The sequence below is a fragment of the Micromonospora rifamycinica genome, from assembly GCF_900090265.1.
GTDB classification, from domain to species: domain Bacteria; phylum Actinomycetota; class Actinomycetes; order Mycobacteriales; family Micromonosporaceae; genus Micromonospora; species Micromonospora rifamycinica.
Window position 1 is genome coordinate 4,456,830 of the sequence record NZ_LT607752.1, and the last position, 20,322, is coordinate 4,477,151.

Below are 20,322 nucleotides of genomic sequence, written 5' to 3' on the forward strand. Positions count from 1 at the left end.
TGGCCCCCGATCGACCCGGCCGGTCAGGTCGGGAGGTGTCGCACCACCGCCGTACCGCCGTAACCAGCTCGATGTCGTGGAGGGGGAACCGTGTCGGTCACCGACGACATGCGGGCGGAGCCCCGGACCGCGGGGCAGTCCGCCCCGCCGCCCCGCGACGGCCAGTTCGACAAGACGCCACCCCAGGACGTCGCCGCCGAACAGTGCGTCCTCGGCGGCATGCTGCTCTCCAAGGACGCCATCGCCGACGTCGTCGAGATCCTCAAGTCCACCGACTTCTACCGCCCCGTCCACGCCACCATCTTCGACGCCATCCTCGACATCTACGGTCGCGGCGAACCGGCCGACGGGATCACGGTCGCGGCGGCGCTGGCCGACTCCGGCGACCTCGCCCGGGTGGGCGGCGCCCCCTACCTGCACACCTGCATGGCGGCCGTGCCGACCGCGGCGAACGCCTCCTACTACGCCCGGATCGTGGGCGAACGCGCGGTGCTGCGCCGGCTGGTCGAGGCGGGCACCCGGATCGTGCAGCTCGGCTACGGCACCGCAGCCGGCGGCAGCCGGGACGTCGACGACGTGGTCGACCTGGCCCAGCAGGCGGTCTACGAGATCACCGAACGGCGGGTCAGCGAGGACTTCGCGGTGCTCGCCGACATGCTCCAGCCGACCCTGGACGAGATCGAGGCGGTCGGCGCGCAGGGCGGCGTGATGACCGGGGTGCCGACCGGCTTCACCGACCTGGACCGGCTGCTCAACGGCCTGCACCCCGGGCAGCTCATCATCGTGGCCGGGCGACCCGGCCTCGGCAAGGCGCTCGCGCTGGACACCCCGCTACCCACCCCGGACGGCTGGACCACGATGGGCGAGGTCCAGGTCGGCGACCGGCTGCTCGCCGCGGACGGTACGCCGACCACGGTCACCGCCGCCTTCGCGGTGCTGGTCGGTCGACCCTGCTACGAGGTCGAGTTCTCCGACGGCAGTGTGATCGTCGCCGACGCCGAGCACCTGTGGCAGACCACCCACCCGGCGGCCCCGGCCCGGGTCCTGGCCGCGGTCGGCCCGACCGGCGGGGACGGGTGTCCGGCCCCCGCCGTGGTCCCGGCCCGACGCGAGAGCGTGCTCACCACCGCGGAGATCGCCGCGACGCTGCGTACCGGCCCGGACGCGCACCCCAACCACGCGGTCGCCAGCTGCGCCCCGCTGCGCCTGCCCCCCCGGGACCTGCCGGTCCCGCCCTACGCCCTCGGCCGCCGGCTCGGCGACGAGGGCCGACCCGCCGGTTCGCTCCCGCGTGCGCTCCACCCGGTCGGGTACCCGCAGGAGCACATCCCCGGGGACTACCTGCGGGGTTCCGAGGCGCAGCGGCGGTCGCTCCTCGCCGGTCTGCTGGACGCCGCCGGCACGGTCACCCCGACCGGCGGTGTCCGGTACTCCTGCGCCTCCCGGCGACTGGCGGAGAACGTCCGGGAACTCGTGGTGAGCCTCGGCCACCACTGCACGGTCACCGCGCGGCCGGTGCCCGGTCGTACCGAACGGTCGGCGACGACGTACACGATCGACTTCGTCACCGCGGACGCCGTGTTCCGGCGGGCGGACCGGGCCGCCGCGCACGCCGCCCACCGCCGGCCCGGTGCCGACGTGCGGGCCGGCGTCCGGTACGTGGTGGACGTCCGACCGGTGGCCAGCGTGCCGGTGCGGTGCGTGACGGTGGACAATCCCGAGCACCTCTACCTGGCCGGTCGGTCGATGATCCCGACCCACAACAGCACGGCCAGCATGGACTTCGCCCGCAACGCCGCCATCCGGGCCAACCAGGCCGCCGCCATCTTCTCGCTGGAGATGAGCAAGGTCGAGATCGTCATGCGACTGCTCTCGGCCGAGGCGCGGGTTCCGCTGCACGTGCTGCGCAGCGGTCAACTCTCCGACGACGACTGGACCAAGCTGGCCCGCTGCATGGGCGAGATCAGCGAGGCGCCGCTGTTCGTGGACGACACCCCGAGCATGAACCTGATGGAGATCCGGGCGAAGGCCCGGCGGCTCAAGCAGAAGCACGACCTCAAGATGATCGTGGTCGACTACCTCCAGCTGATGACCTCCCCGAAGCGCACCGAGAGCCGTCAGCAGGAGGTCGCGGACCTGTCCCGGGGCCTGAAGCTGCTGGCCAAGGAGGTCGAGTGCCCGGTGATCGCGGTCAGCCAGCTGAACCGTGGTCCCGAGCAACGCACCGACAAGCGACCCCAACTGTCTGATTTGCGGGAATCTGGCTGTCTGACGGCGGAGACCCGACTGATCCGGGCCGACACCAATGCGGAAGTCACCATGGGCGAGCTGCTCAAGGCCGGGACCAGGGAAATCCCGGTCTGGGCGCTCGACGAGAATCTGCGGTACTCGCCCCGGACCATGACCCATGTCTTCCCCAGTGGCCGGCGCGAGGTGTTCCGGCTGACTCTCGCGTCGGGAAAGCAGATCGACGCGACGGCGAACCACCCCTTCCTCACCTTCGCCGGCTGGGTGCCCCTCGGTGAGCTGGCGGTCGGAGCGCGGCTGGCCACGCCGAGGCACCTGCCTCCGCCGCTGGCGACCCGGTCGTGGGTGGAGGCGGAGGTGGTACTGCTCGCGCACCTCCTCGGTGACGGTTCGTTCGTCAGACGCCAGCCGATCCGGTACGCCAGCAGGGACGAGGAGAACCTGGTGGCCGTGGCCGAGGCCGCAAAGCACTTCGGGATCAGCGCCGTACGGGACGAGTATGAGGCCGCCCGGGTCACGACGCTCCGGCTGCCCGCACCGTACCGACTGGCCCGTGGACGGCGTAATCCGGTCGCGGAATGGCTCGACGGGCTGGGGCTGTTCGGGTTGCGTTCGCACGAGAAGTTCATTCCGCAGGCGATCTTCAGCCTGCCCAAGGAGCAGATCACGCTTTTCCTGCGCCACCTGTGGTCGACCGACGGCTCGATCCATGTCAACAAGTCGGGTAGGGGCGGGCGTGTCTACTTCTCCTCCACCAGTCGCCGAATGCTTGAGGACATCTCCCGCCTCCTCCTGCGGTACGGCATCACCGCACGCCTCAAAGTCGTTCCGGTAGCTGACCACCGTCCGCAGTACACCCTCGACATCTCCGGTCGGGACGACCAATTACGATTCCTGCGGGAGATCGGGGTGCACGGGGAGCGCGCGGCTGCATGCGAAGCGCTGCTCGCCGTGTTGGAGACGGTCGTGGGCAACACCAACGTCGACACGGTGCCGACCGAGGTGTGGAGCCAGGTTCGGGAAGTCCTGGTGGAGCGGGGCATGAGCCACCGCGAGTTCGCCCGGGCAATGGGTACCCAATTCTGCGGCAGCGCGCTGTGGAAGCGCGCACCGAGCCGATCCCGACTGGCGAGGATCGCCTCGGTGCTCGACGCCGCCGACCTCGAACTGCACGCCACCAACGACATCTTCTGGGACGAGATCACGTCGATCGAGTCGCTCGGCGAGCAGGACGTCTTCGACGCGACGGTGCTCGGCACCCACAATTTCGTCGCCAACGGGATCGCCACCCACAACTCGATCGAGCAGGACGCGGACGTCGTCATCCTGTTGCACCGCGACGACTATTACGACAAGGAGTCGCCGCGCGCCGGGGAGGCGGATTTCATTGTTGCCAAGCATCGAAATGGACCCACCGATTCGATTACGGTGGCGGCCCAGTTGCACCTGTCCCGCTTCGTCGACATGGCGATCGTCTGACCCGATGCCCGGGTCGGTGACCCAGCGCCGGTGACTCACCCGAGCAGCGGGAACCAGCCGGCGGCCTCGCCCAGCGCCACCCGGTCCCGGTCGGTCAGCGGCTCCCGACCGGTGGCCTTGAGCAGGTACGTCAGGTCGTCCCAGTCGGCGGGTCGGACGGCGTCGTCACTGAGCAGGCCGTTCATGGTGGCGACCGCGACCTGGACGGCCGACGGACCGGGCGGCGGCGCGTCGGGCAGGTGGGGCACCAGATCGAGGTGGTGCACGATGGCCTCGGTGGTCAGCGTGGCCAGGAAGTCGGACACCCGCAGCACGTGTCCCTGGGTGGTGACGCAGCCCTGCGGGTCGGCGACGCCCGCCGCGTGTACGGCGGCCGGTGCGGTGTCCGCCCAGATCCGGACCACGCCAGAGGGCCGGTCGAAGGCGGCGGCCGAGCGGCGGACGTACCACGCGTGCCGGGTGGTCTCGGCGACCGACCCGGCCGGCGGGAACGATCGCCAGTAACTGACGTCGTCGGTGTCGGGTGGACCGTCGGCGGGGCTGGCCAGCGTGACCAGGGCGCGTTGGGCATCGCCGAGCAGGTGGAAGAGCAGATCGGCGACGAGCCAGCCGCGACACCGGGTGGGCTGTTGCAGGGCGTCGTCGTCGAGACCGGCGACCACCGTGGTGATGCCGTCGTAGGCCTGTGCCAACGCGGTGTGCTGCCCGACGAACGTCATGCCGTGCAGCGTCGCACGCGTGCCGCCGCACGGCACGGCGGTCGCCGGACCCGACGGTGCTGCGGCGCGGGCCGTGTCGAGGGGACCGGGCCGGACGGGGGAACCGCCCGGCCCGGTCGTCGACCGGGTCGCTCAGCCGAACATCTCGTCGAGGAAGCCCTTGTGCTTCTTGCGCTTGTAGTGACCGTGGTAGCCGTGGTGCTGCTGCGGGTGACCGTAGCCGCTGTGGCCGCCGTACGCCGGCTGTGGCGGGTAACCCGGCGGGGGCGGGGGCGGCGGCACGGCGCCGTAGCCCGGCTGGTGACTCGGGGCGGGTGGCGGCGGAGGCGGCGGTGGGTACCCGCCGGGCGTCTGGACGTGCTGTTGACCAGGGACGGACCCCGGCTGACCGGGCGCGGGGGTGCCGCGCTGCTGGTTCCAGTTCGCCTCGGCCTCGAACAGTTTCTCGAGTTCGCCGCGGTCCAGGAAGATCCCCCGGCACTCGCCGCACTGGTCGATGACGACTCCGCTGCGCTCGTACTGGCGCATGTCTCCGCGACACTTGGGACAGGTGAGCTGCATCGCTCGACGGTACCCGGTCGGCGCGGCATTCAGGCGGCGGCGATCAGCGCCGCGGTCACCTCGTCGTCGTCGACCTCGTGGAAGTCGTCGTAGTGGGCGCTGACCGCGCCGAAGTCGGCGGGGCGCCGGGCGCAGACCACCTCGTCCGCCTCGGTGGTGAGCATCTCGTACGCCTCCTGCGCCCCGACCGGCGCCGCGACGACGACCCGGCGGGCGCCGAGCCGGCGGGCGACCCGTACGGCGACCCGTGCGGTCGCGCCGGTGGCCAGGCCGTCGTCGACGATCAGGGCGGTCCGTCCGGTCAGGTCGAGCGCCGGCCTCCCGGCGCGGTAACAGGCCTCCCGGCGATCCAGTTCGGCCTGCTCACGGCGTTGCACGTCGGCACCGTCGGCGGGGTCGAGTCGAGCGGTCACCGGGTCGTTGAGGACCCGGACACCGCCGGGGCCGAGCGCGCCGAAGGCCACCTCGGGGGCCCAGGGGAGGCCGAGCTTGCGGACCACCAGCACGTCGAGCGGTGCGCCCAGCCGGTCGGCGACCACCCGGGCCACCGGGACGCCGCCGCGGACCAGGCCGAGCACGACGACGTCGGGTCGGCCGGCCAGCGCGGTGAGCCGTTCGGCGAGTTGCCGGCCGGCGTCGGCGCGATCGCGGTAGCTGCTCATGCTCTCAGGTCTACGCCGTGTGGGCGGGGTGTGCCGGGGACTCGGCGGAACCGGTGCCCGCTGGGTGGTCAGGGCGGGCACCCAGGTCAGCAGGGCGAGCGGGTAGAGCAGGTAGCCGAAGCGGGTGGTGGGCATCAGCATGATCGCGGCGAGCAGGCCGTACCCGCAGATCAGCGCGGCGGTGGCGGCCCGGTGCGGCGGGCGGCGGAGGAGCCGGACGGCGATCAGACCGCCGACGGCGACGAGCAACCCGGCGGCGACGAACCGGCCACCGGGCAGGTCGGTGGCGATCAGGTGGCCGGGGAACGGGGACTGGGCGGGGCTGGTGACCTGGCCGTGGCCGAGCGGGAACCGGAACACGTTCTCCACCAGCGCGTCCCGGTCCACCAGTAGGGCGGGGAGCAGGGCGAGGGCGGGCAGGCCGAGCGCCCCGGCGGCGACCCGCAGCCCGGCCCGGCGGGTCGTCCCCCAGAAGATCAGGACCAGCGCGACCGGCCAGGCGAAGAGTTTCAGGGCGCCGGCCAGCCCGACCGCCACCCCGGCCGGGCCGGGTCGGCCGCCGGCGGCGAGGGCCAACGCCAGCAGGCAGAGCGCGAGGACGGGCAGGTCGTCGCCGCCGGTGGCGAGGGTGAGCGCACAGATCGGCAACACGGTGGCCGCCTGCACACCGCGCAGCACCGCCGGCGCCTCGGCCCATCCGCCCACCGGCCGGGCGGACCGGCGCAGGGCGATCACCGCCCAGGCCAGGGCGGCGGCGGTGACCAGCGCGAACCAGACGCGGGAGTCCGTCCACCAGGCGTCGACGGCGGCCCGGGGCAGCCCGAACAGCGCCATGCCCGGCTGGTACGGGGTGTAGCCGAGCAGCCGCTCGTCGGCGGGTAGTGCGGCGATGGCGTCCGGCCCCAGGTAGGGGGTGCCGTGGGCGGCGAGCCGGCTGCCGGCCTGTTCGACCACCACCACCTCCTCCTGTGCCCGGTCGGTCCGCCCGGCCGCCCGCTGCCCGGCCTGGACGGCCAGGGGGAGCAGGGCGGTGCCGGCCCAGGCGAGACCGGTGACCGTCGCGCGGGCGGCGGTGCCGGCCAGCCCGGGGTGCCGGCGTCGGATGACGAACTGGGCGGCGACCAGGAGGGCGGCGGCGAGGTAGCCGACGGCGGCGACGCTCCCCCAGGCCCGGTGCGGTGCGAGGGTGGAGGTGCCGGCGGTGACCGTGGCGAAGGCGGCGGAGACCGCGTAGAGGCCGAGGTCGAGAGCGAGCCCACCGGCGGCGGTGTCGACCGCCCGCCAGCTGCGGGCGGCTCGGTCGGCGGCGGTCACGCCGGCAAGTGTGGCAGACCCGTCGGACGGTTGCGGGCGGGCTGCCGGCGGCCGGGGGTGCTCAGCCGGATGACGGCGCCGGTGTCGTGCAGCGGGGCGGCGAGGGTGCCGGGTCGGCCGCCCGAGCCGCGCTGGAGGGCGGCCAGGAGCGCCCCGGCCGGCAGCGGGCGGGCGAAGAGGTGTCCCTGACCGGCGGCGCAGCCCAGGGACCACAGGGACCGGCGCTGCGGTTCGCTCTCCACGCCCTCCGCGACGACTGTCAGGTCGAGGCTGCGGCCGAGGTCGAGGGTGGAGCGGATGACCGCCGCCGCTTCCGCCGAGCCCTCCATCGCGGTGACGAAGCTGCGGTCGATCTTCAGCTCGTGGACCGGGATGCGGGAGAGCAGGGAGAGCGAGGAGTAGCCGGTGCCGAAGTCGTCGAGGGCGAGCCGGACGCCGGAGTCCCGCAGCCGGCTGAGCACCCGGTCGACCACGTCGAGCTGACTGAGGGTGAGGGTTTCGGTCAGCTCCAGGACGAGCCGGTCGGGGGGGAAGTCGTGGGCCTGGAGCCGGGCCAGCACCGCGCCGGGGAAGCGGGCGTCGAGCAGGCTGCGGGGGGAGACGTTCACCGAGACGGGCAGGTCGAAGCCGGCGGTCCGCCAGCTGACCGCGGCCACGAGTGCCTGGTCGAGGATGGCCTCGGCGAACGCGGGGAGCATGCCGGAGCGTTCCACCGCCTCGATGAAGCGCAGCGGATCGATCGTCCCGTGCCGGGGGTGGTGCCAGCGGGCCAGCGCCTCGGCCCCGGTCACCTGGCCGCTGCCGAGGTCGACGATCGGCTGGAAGTTGACGGTGAACTCGTGGTCGGCCACCGCCCGGGGCAGCTCCCCGCCGAGGGTGAGCCGGCGTAGGTCGGCGGTGTCCCGGGTCAGCGCGTAGGTGACGATCCGCTGGCCGGCCCGCTTCGCCTGGTACATGGCGACGTCGGCGCGGCGCAGCAGCTCCGGCATGCCGCCGCTGGCGGGGGCCGCCGCGATGCCGCCGCTGGCCTCCACGCTGATCCGCATGCCGTCCACGTCGAGCGGCTCGTGCAGGGCACCGAGCAGGATCTCGGCCCGGTGGGCGGCGACGGCGGGCGCGGGCAGGGCGCGCAGCAGCACGGCGAACTCGTCGCCGCCGAGCCGGGCCACCAGGTCCTCGTCGTGGGCGGCGGCGCGCAGCCGGTCGGCGACCTGGATCAGCACCTGGTCACCGGCGGCGTGGCCGAGGGTGTCGTTGACCTCCTTGAAGTGGTTCAGGTCGATCAGGACGAGCGCGGTGACCCCCTCGGCGTGCCGGGCGTTGAGCTGCTCGGTGCCCCGGTCCAGCAGTTGCCGACGGTTGGCCAGGCCGGTGAGCGCGTCGTGGCTGGCGGCGTGGGCGTGTTCGTCGGCCACCCGGGCCAGTTCGGCGTACGCCTGGGCGTTGCGGACGGCGGTGCACAGGGCCGAGGCGAAGGTGCGCAGGGTGTACTGCTCGCGTTCGTTGAGCCGTACCGGGCCACGGAACCGTAGGCGCAGCATGCCGACGTCGGCGGTCCGGTCGTGGCCTTCGAGGCGGGCGGGCAGTACGGTGCCCGCGATCTCGCTGGGTGGGCCGGTGGGGCCGTCGTAGGTGATGGTGCCGCTGGCGCCGCGGACGGTGCGACCGGCGTCGCGCAGCTCGATCTCGACCTCGTCGGCGGAGAAGAGTTCGGTGGCCTGGGTGACCGCGGTGGTGAGGACCTTGTCCAGGTCGACCACGTTGAGCGCGTCGGTGGTGCGGGCGAGGCGCTGCCAGGCCTGCTGCTCGGTCCGGGACTTGGCCTGCTGGGAGTAGAACAGGTGGAGGCTGAGCACCAGGGGCGGCACGGCCAGCAGGAGCCGGGGGTCGGCGTGGAGGATGACCAGGGTGACGGCGATGAGGACGAACCGGGCCAGCGCGCTGGTCAGGCGGAGCCCGAGGTCGTCGGCGAAGAGTCTGCGCAGTGGGGTGCCGGTGGCCATCGCGATGACCGGTAGGGTCAGCGCCTCGTCGAGGACCACCGCGACGACGTAGGCGAGCCCGATCATGCCGATGACGTGTTGGAGGTCGGTGTCCTGCGGCGACCAGCCGAGGGTGTGCAGGGCGAGGCCCCCGCCCGCCGCCAGCAGCATGCTCTTGGCGATGCCGAAGGCGGTCTTCACCGGCGAGCGTTTCATCGAGAGCAGGGCGACCGCGACGCCGGTGCCGGTGGTCAGCACGACCAGGGGTGCCGGGGCGACGGCCAGGCCGAGGACGATCGCCGTTTCGCTCCAGGACACCGCGTGGACGGTGGCCCGGATGCGGATCTGCCAGTTGATCCGGACCCCGAGCGCGGCCATGAAGGCCAGGGCGATGGATCGGGTGAGGTCGTCACCGGTGAGGTCGAGGTGGACCAGGTGGTAGAGGGCGACGACCGCCGCCGTGGCGGCCACCACGCAGACGAGGCCGACGTGCAGCGTCAGCTGCCGCTCGGCCTCCGTCTTGCCGTCGTCCGGTCGTGCCATCGTGTCCTCGACAACCACTCGGCGTCGCTGAGTAGGGGCCAAGGCTACGTGTGGTCACGCCGTCGCCACAATCGTCTACAGCCACTCGTGTGCGGACATCGCGTTCGACCTCCCCTGATCGTCGCGCCGACCCTTGCGGTCGGGATCTGACAGGGGACAGCCTAAGGGCGGTTAGGCCGATTTTGGAGGTATAAATGTAACTATGAGCGATAGATGAGAATTGAGTGGAGCTTGGTGACTTTCTGTTTCCACGGGGAAACGGACTGCTGAGTGCTCCCGACGGTTCTCGTTAACGCTAGATAATGGTGCAGCGACCGGCTTTGCGACATCGGGCGAGGGGTACCGGTTCCGGTTCCTTCGAGGTGACCGGCGTGGGAGTGCGACGGATCACCCGATTGTGGAACGCAGGGTAGTCGTGTCGGAGCGGTGGTGCCACCATCCGCCGACGTGGCCGCCCGTGATTCGCGGTCACGGCGCGACGTAGGGTTTCTCGGCGGTGACGTTCCCGTGTCCGGTCCCCGATGTCATGGCGTTTCCCGCTCTCCGTGGCATCGGAGAACCTATTAGTGGCGACCGATGAAATCGACGATGAACGATCGATCAAGAATCGTTCCGCACCGCGTCGACCCTTTTGCTCCCCATCGCCCGGTGCGATCCCCCCGAACCGGACGCACGCCCGGGCCGGACCCGACCGTTAGGCTGGCGAGCGTGACCGATCCCGCGCAGCTCAGCCACGTCGACGCCGCGGGTGCGGCCCGGATGGTCGACGTCTCCGCCAAGCCGGTGTCCGGGCGGGTAGCCGTGGCCGCCGGGCGGCTGCGTACCACCGCCGAGGTGGTGGAGCTGCTGCGCCGCGACGGGCTGCCCAAGGGTGACGCGCTGGCCGTCGGCCGGATCGCCGGCATCATGGGTGCCAAGCGCACCCCCGACCTGATCCCGCTCTGCCACCCGATCGCCCTGCACGGCGTCACCGTCGACCTGCGGCTCACCGACGACACCGTGGAGATCACCGCCACCGCGCGTACCGCCGACCGCACCGGGGTGGAGATGGAGGCGCTGACCGCCGTCGCCGTCGCCGGGCTGGCCCTGGTCGACATGGTGAAGGCGGTCGACCCGGCCGCCAGCGTGGACGCGGTCCGGGTGCTGCGTAAGACCGGCGGCAAGACCGGCGAGTGGGTCCGCCCGCAGGACCGGCCGTGATCCGGGCCCGGGTCGTCGTGGCGTCCAACCGGGCGGCCGCCGGGGTGTACGCCGACACCAGCGGCCCGCTGCTCGTCGCCGGCCTGCGGGAGCTGGGCTGCCAGGTGGACGAGCCGGTGGTGGTGCCCGACGGCGAGCCGGTCGCCGAGGCGCTGCGCGCCGCCCACGCCGACGGGATCGACGTGGTGCTGACCAGCGGCGGCACCGGGATCACCCCCACCGACCGGACCCCGGAGGTGACCCGGGCGCTGCTCGACCACGAGATCCCCGGCATCGCCGAGGCGATCCGCGCGTACAGCCGGGACAAGGTGCCCACCTCGGCACTGTCCCGGGGGCTGGCCGGAGTGCTGGGCCGGATGCTGGTGGTCAACCTGCCCGGCTCGCGCGGCGGCGCGAAGGACGGGTTGGCCGTGCTCGGCCCGATCCTCGGCCACGCGGTGGACCAGCTGCGCGGCGGTGACCATTGACCGCGGGTGGAGGCGGCGGCGATAGGCTCGCGGGGGTGAACGCGGAGCACCGCGTCCCGTCCGAACGGAGGCCGACCCGGTGAGCACGGAAACCGTCACCGCGCCGCCGCCGGCCGGCTGGGAGGAGGCCCGCTCCCGGGTGTACGCGGTCGGCCTGGCCGCCGCCCTGCCCACGGTCGGCCGGGCCCTGGCCGACGCCGACGGCTACACCCTGGCCGAGCCGTTGACCACCCGTACCGACCTGCCCGCCTTCCCCACCTCCAGCGTGGACGGCTGGGCGGTGCGCGGGGCCGGTCCGTGGGACGTCCTCGGGCGGGTGCTCGCCGGGCACACCCCGGCCGGGCTGACCGCCGACGGCACCACCGTCGAGATCGCCACCGGCGCGATGGTCCCCGCCGGGACGACCGCCATCCTGCGGATCGAGGAATCGGCGCGTACCCCGGACGGGCGGGTGACCGGCACGCCCCGCCCCAACCCGGAGTGGCGTGAGCCGGGTGAGGAGGCGGTGGCCGGCGAGGAGCTGCTGCCGGCCGGTACCCCGGTCGACCCGGCGTTGATCGGGCTGGCCGCGTCCTGCGGGCACGACCAGCTCCGGGTCCGCCGCCAGCCGCGCGCCGCGCTGCTGGTCTTCGGCGACGAGCTGCTCACCGCCGGCCCACCCGGGTCGGGCCGGGTCCGCGACGCGCTCGGCCCCGCCGTGCCGTCCTGGCTGCGCCGCTACGGCTGCCAGGTGCGGCCCTCCGACGTGGTCGGCCCGGTGGCGGACACCCTGCCCGCCCACGTGGCCGCCCTGCGCGGGGCGCTGGCCGGGGCCGACCTGGTCTGCACCACCGGCGGCACCATGCACGGTCCGGTCGATCACCTGCACCCCGCGTTGGAGGCGCTCGGCGCCGACCACGTGGTCAACACGGTCGCCGTCCGGCCCGGCTTCCCGATGCTGCTGGCCCGGCTGGTCGACGCCGACGGGCGGGTGCGGTTCGTCGCCGGGCTGCCCGGTAACCCGCAGTCCGCGATCGTCGCGCTGGTGTCGCTGGTCGCGCCGCTGCTCGCCGGCCTGCAGGGTCGGGCGCTGCCGGCGCTGCCACAGGCCACCCTCGCCGGGCCGGTGCCCGGTCGGGGGGACTACACGCACCTGGCTCTGGTCCGGCTGGACCGGGCCGCCGGCACCGCGCACCCGGTCCGGCACGTCGGGTCGGCGATGCTGCGCGGACTGGCCGGCGCGGACGGGTTCGCGGTGATCCGGCCGGGCACCTCCGGCGAGGCGGGAGCCCGGGTGCCGGTGGTGCCGCTGCCGTTGCTGCCCGGGGAGCGTACGTGGTGAGCGCCGGACCGACGACGGAGCTGCTCACCGTCACCGACCAACCGCTGGACCTGGCCGCGCACGAGGCCGCGGTCGCCGACCGCCGGGCCGGCGCGGTGGTCTCCTTCCAGGGCGTGGTCCGCGACCACGACCACGGTCGGCCGGTCACCCTGCTGGAGTACGAGGGGCACCCGAGCGCCGTCGAGACGCTGCGCGCGGTGGCCGCCGAGATCGCCGCCGACCCCGAGGTCTACGCGGTGGCGGTGTCGCACCGGATCGGCCGGCTCGACATCGGCGACGTGGCGCTGGTGGCGGCGGTCAGCACGGCGCACCGGGCGGCGGCCTTCGCGGCCTGCGCCCGGCTGGTCGACGAGGTGAAGGCGCGACTGCCGATCTGGAAGCGGCAGGTCTTCGCCGACGGCACCGAGGAGTGGGTCAACTGCCCCTGACCGGGGCACGCCGGCGGCCGGCAGCGAGGTCAGTGGCCGCCGACCGGGTGGCAGCGGCGAGGTCAGTGGCGGCCGACCGGGTGACGGTGGCGAAGGGTCAGCGGCGGCCGGCGGCGATGCGGGCCGGCCGGTCGGCGTAGAAGGCGGGCTCGGCACCGGGCCGCCAGGGCAGGGCGGCGACCAGGACGATCAGCGCCAGCGCGAGCGAGTTCTCCATCAGCGCGCCGAACAGGCCGTTCTGGTAGTGGGACACCTCGGGCAGCTTGTGCTCGTACGGCCAGATCGGCGAGATCAGGAAGAGCAGGTACAACCCGAGGGCCGCCACCCCGTGCCGCAGCCCGGTCAGCGTCGGGTACCAGATCGGCGGGCGCAGTCCGCTCACCCCGGGCGGCCCCCCGTACGACTGCTGGCCGGTACGCACCGACAGCCCCCGGCTCGCCTCGCGGCGGCGTACGGCGGCGTCGGCGAGCACGATGATCGCCGGGATGACCCAGACCAGGTGGTGCGACCAGGAGATCGGGCTGATCACGTTGGCGGTCAGCCCGACCAGGGTGAACGCGGTCAACTCGTCGCCGTCGGCGCGGGCGTTGGCGGCCCGGGACAGCCCGAGGGCCAGGATCAGCACCGAGAAGGCCAGCCAGAGCAGGCCGGGCGTCTCGATCGAGTCGTAGAGCCGGGCCAGCAGACCGGCCAGCGACTGGTTGGGCGTCATGTCGGCGGCGCCGACCCGCTCGGTCTGCCACAGCACTCCGCCGAAGTAGGCCCGCGACTCGGTGCCGACCAGCGCGAAGCTGCCCAGGGTGACGCCGATGGTGGTGCCGACGGCGGTGGCGGCGACCCGCCACTGCCGGGTGATCAGCAGGTAGGCGATGAACAGCGCCGGGGTGAGCTTGACGGCGGTGGCCAGGCCGATGCCCACGCCCGCCCAGGACCCGCTGTAGAGCAGCCGCAGGAGCGGGCCGTCGGTGTCGCGCCCGTGGCTGCCCCGCCGGGAACGCCAGCGCAGGCCCACCAGGTCGGCCATGATCAACGCGAACAGGAGCAGGTTGACCTGCCCGTACCCCAGGGTCTCCCGGACCGGTTCGATGGCCGTGGCCATCGGGGTGGCGATGGCCACGGTGAACCAGAGCGGCCAGCCGAGCCGGTCGACGATCGGCCGCAGCAGCGCGGCGAGGACCACCGCCAGCGCGGCGATGCTGCCGGCCGCGTTGATCCACCCGGCCACCTCGATCGGTAGCCGGGCCATCGGCAGCATGGCCAGCGCGGCGAAGGGCGGGTAGGTGAAGCCCAGGGTGGTGGTGGGCGCGATGAACTCGTACAACTCGTGCCCGCTCGCCCACCACACCACCGCGCCGTGGTAGATCTTCATGTCGAAGAAGTTGTACGGCCGCCCGAAAGCACCGATGGCGAGCCATGCGGCATAGGCGACGGCGGCCACGATGCCGGTCCGTACGACTGTCCTACGATCGATCCCACTCGTTGCGCGACGGACTGGGGCGAGGCGGTCCGCACGTCTACCGACGGTCGTCGGCATGGCGTGGCCACCCCCGTACCAAGGTCGTCCTACCCGTCCAGGTCCGGTAGGGAGCCTAGAACGGCGCCTCACGTTGCTGCCTCCCGCGTTATCCGACCGTGTCCGATCCCACACCAGTTTTTGACATTTCCACCGCGTTAACGGGTGTCGGGCGGTTCAGGTAATTCGTGGCCTTGCGGGGGGTGGCGACCGAATCGACGCAGGTCAGCCGGGGAGCCGGCGGGCGGCGGCGGCCGACCGGACGGCGATCCGGGCCTCCCGCCGGGCGGTACGCACCGCGCGACCGACCGAACGTCGAGAGTGGCCGATGCGGTGCCCGGCCCGCCAGCGCAGGCCCGGCTTCCCCTCGGTGTCGGCGGCGGCGAGCAGCAGACCACCGAAGAGTCCGAGATTCTTCAGGAAGTGGACCTGGTTGTTGTTCCGCTTCGCCGGGTCGTCGTCGTCCCAGAACGGGTGACCGGCGGCGGTGGTGGGCACCAGCGTGCCGGCGAGCACCAGCGCGGCGGGTCGGGTGAACTTCCCGGTGGCCAGCATCAGGCCGGCGGCGAACTGCACGGCGGCGTTGGCGCGGATCAACGTCTCGGTGTCGGTGGGCAGCTGCGGCGCGGCCCGCTGGATCAGCGGGGCGACCCGGTCGGTGACCGGCCTGGCCGCCGGGACGAGCCGCTGGGGGTGTTGGAAGTTGCGGGCGCCGCTGACCACGAAGATGCCGCTCAACATGACACGGGCGAGGGAGCGCACGGGTTTCATGGCTCAGTCATACCCCGTCGGCACCCCGGCTATCCGGGCAACGGCTGATCCGGAGCGTCCGGTTGCCGCTGGTCCGGACCGGTCCGCGTCGTCGATCCCCACCCGGTCGGGTCGCGGATCCGGGCCGGCGGACGCGGCCGGCACGCCACGCCGAACAGCGCGACCGTCGCGGATGGACCGGCCCCGACCGGTAACGTCGCGCGGATGACGACCCTGCGGTTGCGTCCCGAGGACCCGGCCGACGCCGGCCCGGTCCGCCGGGTGCTGGCTGCCGCCTTCGCCCGCCCCGACGGCACCACCCCCGGTGAGGTCACCCTGGTGGACGAGCTGCGCGGCAGCGCGGCGTGGCTGCCGGAGCTGGCGATGGTCGCCGAGTACGGCGGCGAGGTGGTGGGGTACGCGCTGCTCACCCGGGTCCGGGTCGAGGCCGACCGGGAACGCGTGGCCGCGCTGGTGCTCGGCCCGGTGGCGGTGGCGCCGCACCGGCAGCGGGTCGGGCACGGGACGGCGGTGGTGCAGGCCGCCCTGGAGGCCGCCACCGAGCTGGGCGAACGGCTGGTGGTGGTGCTCGGCGACCCGGCGTACTACCGGCGTTTCGGCTTCAGCCGGGCGGACCGGATGGGGCTGGTCAGCCCCTGGTCGGGGCTGGGGGAACCCTGGCAGGCGTTGGTGCTGCCGCCCGAGGTCAGCCACGCGCCGCCGCCACCGCGCGGCGAGGTGGTCTTCCCGCCGCCCTGGTCCCGGGTCTGACCCCGACCTCTCCGCTGGCCCCCGGGCCGGATATCGGCCCGGCGATCGTCGGCAGGGGGGCGGCGCGTGCCCGCCCGGTGTTCGTCGACGGGGCGCGCGGCCGCCCGACGTCCGTGGCCGGGGGCGCGCGGCCGCCCGGCGGGTCAGGCCGGTTGGGTACGCAGGTAGCGGCCGAAGTGCGGGACGGTGAAGGCGACCGTGCCGCGTTCCCCGGAGTAGATCAGCCCCTTCTTGATCAGCGCGTCCCGCGCCGGGGAGAGGCTGGCCGGCTTGCGCCCCAGCGCGCGGGCGATCTCGGCGGTCGACACCGCGGCGTCCATGTCGTCCCGCCCACCGCCGTCGACCTCCCCCGCCACCGGGGAGAGGACCGCCATCGTCCGCATGTACTCGCGTTCGGCCGGGGTGGCCCGCTCGAACCGGGATCCGAAGAAGCCGACCGCCAGCTCCGCCTCCGCCTCGGGCGCGGCGACCCGGACGTCCGCGTCCGTGATCGGTGACCGGGGAGCATGGTCCCAGGTCGCCTTCCCGTACGCCTGGACGAAGTACGGGTAGCCGCCGGAGGCCTCGTAGAGCAGGTCGAGGGCCTTCTGCTCGTACTCCACCTGCTCCCGTTCGGCCGGTGCGCAGAGCGCCCGGTCGGCGGCGATCCGGTCCAGCCGGTCGATCCGCAGATAGCGGAACAACCGTTCGGAGTACGACTTGGCGGCGCTGAGCACCGCCGGCAGATGCGGCAGGCCCGCGCCGACCACGATCAGCGGGGCACCGAGCTGGGACAGCTCGTGACAGGCGGCGCAGAGCGCCGAGACGTCCTCCGCGCCGAGGTCCTGCATCTCGTCGATGAACACGGCGACCCCGGTGCCCACCTCCCCGGCTATCGCCGCCGCGTCGGTGAGCAGCTCCACCAGGTCGATCTCGATGTCACCCGAGTCGGCCCGCCCGCTGCTGGCCGGTACGTCGATGCCGGGCTGCCAGCGGTCCCGCAGCCGGGGGGCCGCGCCGGCCCGCCCGGTGGCCGGCACACCGCGTTGCCCGAACGCCTTGAGCACGCCGAGGAAGGCGTCGATCCGGTCCGGTGCGCGGTGCCGGGGGGCCAGTTCGCGGACCGCCATGTGCAGCGCGGCGGCGATCGGCCGGCGCAGGGACTGGTCCGGCCGGGCCTCGATCTTGCCGGTGCCCCAGAGCTGGTTGATCGCCTGGGAACGCAACGTGTTCAACAGGACGGTCTTGCCGACACCCCGCAGGCCGGTGAGCATCAGGCTGCGTTCGGGGCGACCCCGGGCGATCCGTTGCAGCACCACGTCGAAGACGTCCAGCTCCCGCCCCCGCCCGGCGAGTTCGGGCGGGCGCTGACCGGCACCCGGGGCGTACGGGTTGCGGACCGGATCCACGCCTCGCACAGTATCGGGCGGTCTAGCCGTGGGCCTAGACATGCGTAGACGGCGCTACCGGCGTGTCTGCGACCCGGGACCGCTGCCGCTGTCGTAGTGGGTGGTGGCCCCTGTGGGGCGGTGGCCTCTGCCGGGCGGTGGCCCCTGTCGGGTCGTGCACCGACCGGTGTCGGCCCGGACAGGCTGCCCGATGGTCCGGCCCGGGTCTGGTCCGGCTCTGCTGCCCCGCCGGTCTCGATGCGAATCTGTGGCTGTCTAGCATCCACGCTAGACAGCCACAGATTCTCCTGTTCAGCTCCGTTTGCGCAGGCAGAGCACGTAGTCGAAGAGGTCCACCGAGTTGTCGTGCACGTAGTTGGCGTTCGACCCGGGTGCCAGCGACCGGCACCGCTCCCCGTTGGTGGAGGCGGGAATCCGGAGCAGCACCTCGTAGGTGTCCGGACCGCACGGCACCTTGCGCAGGTCGGCGCTGCTGGCCGTACCGTCGTTGACCACACAGTCGCCCTTGGTGATCTGGTCGGCCCGGGTCGGGGTCGGCTCGATCGTCGTCGGTTCGCCGGTCGGTTCCGTCGGCCCCTCCGTCGGCCCCGCGGTCGGCCCCTCCGTCGGTCCGCTCTCGGTCGGGGCGCTGGACGTGCTCGCCACCGGCGCCGGGTCGGCGTCGTCATCCGACGCCAGGACGAACCAACCGGCCACCCCCAGGCACGGGCAGAGCAGCAGGAACACCACCAGGCCGATGATCAGCGCGATCCGGCCACCCCGGCCCTTCGCCGGCGGCCCGCTCGGTGGCGGGAAGCCCGGCGCGGGCTGCCCCGGGAAGCCGGGCGGGGGTGCGGCCTGTCCCGGATATCCGGATGACGGTGCGGCGGCCTGCCCCGGGAAGCCGGGCGACGACGATGGCGGGGACGACTGGTGCGGGAAGCCGGACGGCGGCGGGGACGCCGCTGCGCCGAACGTCCCGGCGGGCGGGGCGCCGAACGCTCCTGCTGCCGGTGCGGCGGTCGGCCCGGCGGGCGGGAACGGCCCCGGGGGCGGGTAGCCGGCTCCCGAGGGAGCCGCCGGCTGGCCGGTCGGGGGCAGGTAGGTGTCCGGCGGCGGGTAGCCGGCCCCGGAGGAGGGCGGTGGCGGGTAGCCGGCCCCGGCCCCGGCACCGGACGCCGGGGGCCGGGGGTCGACCTCGGCGGCCGGTAGCTGGGTGGTCGGTGGGTACCCGGCACCCGACGTGGGCATCCGGGTGGTCGCCGGCTGCCCGGCACCGGAGACCGGCAGCCGGGTGGTCGGCGGCTCCGGTGGGGTCGAGATCGGTGCCGTCGGCGGTTCGGCGGCAAAGGGCGCGGTGGGCGGCTCGGCGGCGATTGGTGCGGTCGGCGCGGTGGGCGGCTCGGCGGTGATGGGTGCCGTCGGCGGTTCGACGTCGATGGGTGCGGTCGGCGGTTCCGGTGGGGTCGGGATCGGTGCCGTCGCTGCTTCGGCGGCGATGCGGGAGGTGGGTGGTTCGGCGGCGAAGGGTGCGGTCGGTGGTTCGGCCGGACCGGCCCAGATCGGGGCGGTCGGAGGTTCCGGCGTCGTAGCCGAGAAGGGTGCGGTCGGCGGTTCGGGCGGGTGGGCCGAGAAGGGAGCGGTCGGAGGTTCCGGCGTCGTAGCCGAGAAGGGTGTCGTCGCTGGTTCCGGCGACGACACGGCCATCGACGCGGTCGGCGACTCATCCGTACCCGCAATGGGGGTCGTGGGCGGCTCGGCCGTCTCCCGCGACACCGACGCGGTCGGTGGCTCCGCCTCCGCCGACCGGATCGGGGCCGTCACCGCCTCGGCCGAGGCGGATCCGGGGCCGGTCGTCGCCTCGGCCGGGCCGGTGGCCACGGGTTCGGTCGGGCGGTCGTCCGTGGCACCGGGAATCGGTGCGGTGGCCGGTTCGTCGGCCGGGTGTGGGGGAGACGAGATCGGAGCGGTCGGCGTCTCGTCGGCCGTGGTCGGGGAACCCGGCGGAATGACGGCGGTCTCCGGCTCGCCCGGAATGACGGCGGTCTCCGGCTCGTCGACGGGGTGCGACGGCGGCGAGGAGATCGGAGCGGTCGGGAGTTCGTCCTGCTCACGGGCGAGGGGAGCGGTCGGTGGCTCGTCCGGCTCGGGGGAGATCGGAGCGGTCGGGGGTTCCGGATCCGACGGGATGCCCTCGGTGGGCGGCTCCGACCCGGAGGGGACGACAGGCATCGTCGGCGGCTCCGGGTCGAGCGGGGCGGTGGGCGGCTCCGGGTCGGAGGGCGTCAGGGGCGCGGTCGGCGGCTCCGGGTCGGGAACCGGAGGCCGGGGTTCCCCGTCGGGGCGGCCGGAGGCGGATGGGCCGAAGGTTGACATTTCTCCCCCAGGGGTGGGCTCAGCGCTGCTTCAGACAGAGGACGAAGTCGAGGGTGTCCAGCTCGCTGTCGAAGAAGTACCAGTTGGTGTAGCCCTCCACCTTGCCGCACTTCGCCTCGGCGTCCCTTTCACCACTGGTCGCCCCGTCGAAACGGCGTAGTACCTCGTACGTCTTCGGGACACACTCGGTGATGATCAACTTCGGCTTGCCGGCGACCACGCCCTCGTTGCGGACACACTGGCCCGCCTTGACGAAACGCGGATCGGCCGACGAGGCGAGGGCGGGGGTGGTGGCTGCCGGACCGGTGGTCGCCGTATCGGGCTCGACCGGCGAGGTCGGCAGCACGGCATCGGTGGGGGTCGGCGACCCGTCACCGCTGTCGCGCAGGTACCACAGGGTGCCACCACCGACGACCAGTACCGCGAGCACGACCAGCACCGCGACCAGTGCCCCACGCCCGCGCCCCGACGTCGGGTCGCCCGGGTACGCCCCGGGCGTACCCGGCGCGTAGGGCTCCGTCGGCCCGTACCCCTCCGGCGCGGCCGTGGGGGGCTGGTCCACCGGTCGGTACGGGTCCGGCGGGTACCGGTCGGCCGGGTGGGCCACCGGACCGCTCTGCTG

General features: G+C 73.5%; 15 protein-coding genes and 1 pseudogene. 6 read left to right on the forward strand and 10 right to left on the reverse strand.

All coding sequences use genetic code 11. The annotated features are described in order from the left end of the window. The first annotated feature begins 219 nt into the window (after positions 1-219). A complete protein-coding gene (locus GA0070623_RS18605; RefSeq protein WP_331715224.1) occupies positions 220-3,726 on the forward strand; it encodes a replicative DNA helicase in 3,507 nt (1,168 codons plus the stop codon). Positions 3,727-3,761: 35 nt separating this feature from the next. Here GA0070623_RS18605 and GA0070623_RS18610 read toward each other — a convergent pair whose 3' ends face one another. The 5 genes and pseudogenes from GA0070623_RS18610 to GA0070623_RS18630 all read right to left on the reverse strand — a co-directional run bounded on the left by GA0070623_RS18610 (position 3,762) and on the right by GA0070623_RS18630 (position 9,507). Further along, on the reverse strand, positions 3,762-4,445 hold the full coding sequence (locus GA0070623_RS18610) for a maleylpyruvate isomerase N-terminal domain-containing protein (RefSeq protein WP_067301293.1): 684 nt from the start codon (positions 4,443-4,445) through the stop codon (positions 3,762-3,764). A 132-nt stretch (positions 4,446-4,577) separates the two neighbouring features. Beyond that, the gene (locus GA0070623_RS18615; RefSeq protein ID WP_067301234.1) at positions 4,578-5,006 is read right to left on the reverse strand and encodes a TFIIB-type zinc ribbon-containing protein; all 429 of its coding nucleotides are present in this window, start codon (positions 5,004-5,006) and stop codon (positions 4,578-4,580) included. Between the two features lie 29 nt (positions 5,007-5,035). Further along, entirely contained in the window at positions 5,036-5,668 is a 633-nt protein-coding gene (locus GA0070623_RS18620) for a phosphoribosyltransferase (RefSeq protein ID WP_084261004.1), read from the reverse strand. 3 nt (positions 5,669-5,671) lie between these two features. Continuing rightward, a pseudogene (locus tag GA0070623_RS18625) lies at positions 5,672-6,982 on the reverse strand (glycosyltransferase 87 family protein); the annotation flags it as partial. Then, entirely contained in the window at positions 6,979-9,507 is a 2,529-nt protein-coding gene (locus tag GA0070623_RS18630; protein WP_067301231.1) for a putative bifunctional diguanylate cyclase/phosphodiesterase, read from the reverse strand. The pseudogene GA0070623_RS18625 and the gene GA0070623_RS18630, both read right to left, overlap by 4 nt. 708 nt (positions 9,508-10,215) lie before the next feature. Between GA0070623_RS18630 and moaC the strand changes: the two genes are divergently transcribed. From moaC to GA0070623_RS18650, 4 genes are all read left to right on the forward strand, one after another. Next, positions 10,216-10,707, forward strand: a complete 492-nt coding sequence (gene moaC / locus GA0070623_RS18635; protein ID WP_067301227.1) for a cyclic pyranopterin monophosphate synthase MoaC — start codon at positions 10,216-10,218, stop codon at positions 10,705-10,707. Then, entirely contained in the window at positions 10,704-11,174 is a 471-nt protein-coding gene (locus GA0070623_RS18640) for a MogA/MoaB family molybdenum cofactor biosynthesis protein (protein WP_067301290.1), read from the forward strand. The genes moaC and GA0070623_RS18640 overlap by 4 nt, the downstream gene beginning before the upstream one ends. Positions 11,175-11,253: 79 nt before the next feature. Next, complete coding sequence (locus GA0070623_RS18645; RefSeq protein WP_067301223.1) at positions 11,254-12,495, forward strand: molybdopterin molybdotransferase MoeA; 1,242 nt, start codon at positions 11,254-11,256, stop codon at positions 12,493-12,495. Beyond that, a complete protein-coding gene (locus GA0070623_RS18650) occupies positions 12,492-12,923 on the forward strand; it encodes a molybdenum cofactor biosynthesis protein MoaE (RefSeq protein ID WP_067301287.1) in 432 nt (143 codons plus the stop codon). Before GA0070623_RS18645 ends, GA0070623_RS18650 begins: the two co-directional genes overlap by 4 nt. Before the next feature lie 97 nt (positions 12,924-13,020). On the opposite strand, the gene GA0070623_RS18655 is transcribed toward GA0070623_RS18650, so the two are convergent. Beyond that, the gene (locus GA0070623_RS18655; RefSeq protein ID WP_067301219.1) at positions 13,021-14,457 is read right to left on the reverse strand and encodes a glycosyltransferase 87 family protein; all 1,437 of its coding nucleotides are present in this window, start codon (positions 14,455-14,457) and stop codon (positions 13,021-13,023) included. A 204-nt stretch (positions 14,458-14,661) separates the two neighbouring features. Then, positions 14,662-15,207, reverse strand: a complete 546-nt coding sequence (locus GA0070623_RS18660) for a DoxX family protein (protein ID WP_067301216.1) — start codon at positions 15,205-15,207, stop codon at positions 14,662-14,664. Positions 15,208-15,411: 204 nt separating this feature from the next. Here GA0070623_RS18660 and GA0070623_RS18665 point away from each other — a divergent pair, with 204 nt between their 5' ends. Continuing rightward, positions 15,412-15,957: a GNAT family N-acetyltransferase gene (locus GA0070623_RS18665; RefSeq protein ID WP_067301212.1), complete on the forward strand. Its 546-nt coding sequence runs from the start codon at positions 15,412-15,414 to the stop codon at positions 15,955-15,957. Positions 15,958-16,100: 143 nt separating this feature from the next. On the opposite strand, the gene GA0070623_RS18670 is transcribed toward GA0070623_RS18665, so the two are convergent. The 3 genes from GA0070623_RS18670 to GA0070623_RS18680 all read right to left on the reverse strand — a co-directional run bounded on the left by GA0070623_RS18670 (position 16,101) and on the right by GA0070623_RS18680 (position 20,262). Continuing rightward, complete coding sequence (locus tag GA0070623_RS18670) at positions 16,101-17,345, reverse strand: ATP-binding protein (protein WP_067301209.1); 1,245 nt, start codon at positions 17,343-17,345, stop codon at positions 16,101-16,103. A gap of 291 nt (positions 17,346-17,636) precedes the next feature. Beyond that, the gene (locus GA0070623_RS31685; RefSeq protein WP_084261003.1) at positions 17,637-18,095 is read right to left on the reverse strand and encodes an LppU/SCO3897 family protein; all 459 of its coding nucleotides are present in this window, start codon (positions 18,093-18,095) and stop codon (positions 17,637-17,639) included. Between the two features lie 1,624 nt (positions 18,096-19,719). Beyond that, positions 19,720-20,262 carry an LppU/SCO3897 family protein gene (locus GA0070623_RS18680; RefSeq protein ID WP_231932462.1) on the reverse strand — a complete coding sequence of 181 codons (543 nt, stop codon included), beginning with the start codon at positions 20,260-20,262 and terminating at the stop codon, positions 19,720-19,722. Positions 20,263-20,322 lie beyond the last annotated feature (60 nt).

What these genes read in the sequence shown, in the direction of transcription:
- GA0070623_RS18655 (WP_067301219.1), bottom strand. Translation starts at nt 14,457, where the DNA reads ATGCCGACGACCGTCGGTAGACGTGCGGACCGCCTCGCCCCAGTCCGT.
- GA0070623_RS18615 (WP_067301234.1), bottom strand. Translation starts at nt 5,006, where the DNA reads ATGCAGCTCACCTGTCCCAAGTGTCGCGGAGACATGCGCCAGTACGAG.
- GA0070623_RS18660 (WP_067301216.1), bottom strand. Translation starts at nt 15,207, where the DNA reads ATGAAACCCGTGCGCTCCCTCGCCCGTGTCATGTTGAGCGGCATCTTC.
- GA0070623_RS18630 (WP_067301231.1), bottom strand. Translation starts at nt 9,507, where the DNA reads ATGGCACGACCGGACGACGGCAAGACGGAGGCCGAGCGGCAGCTGACG.
- GA0070623_RS18665 (WP_067301212.1), top strand. Translation starts at nt 15,412, where the DNA reads ATGACGACCCTGCGGTTGCGTCCCGAGGACCCGGCCGACGCCGGCCCG.
- GA0070623_RS18605 (WP_331715224.1), top strand. Translation starts at nt 220, where the DNA reads ATGCTGCTCTCCAAGGACGCCATCGCCGACGTCGTCGAGATCCTCAAG.
- GA0070623_RS18620 (WP_084261004.1), bottom strand. Translation starts at nt 5,668, where the DNA reads ATGAGCAGCTACCGCGATCGCGCCGACGCCGGCCGGCAACTCGCCGAA.
- GA0070623_RS18610 (WP_067301293.1), bottom strand. Translation starts at nt 4,445, where the DNA reads ATGACGTTCGTCGGGCAGCACACCGCGTTGGCACAGGCCTACGACGGC.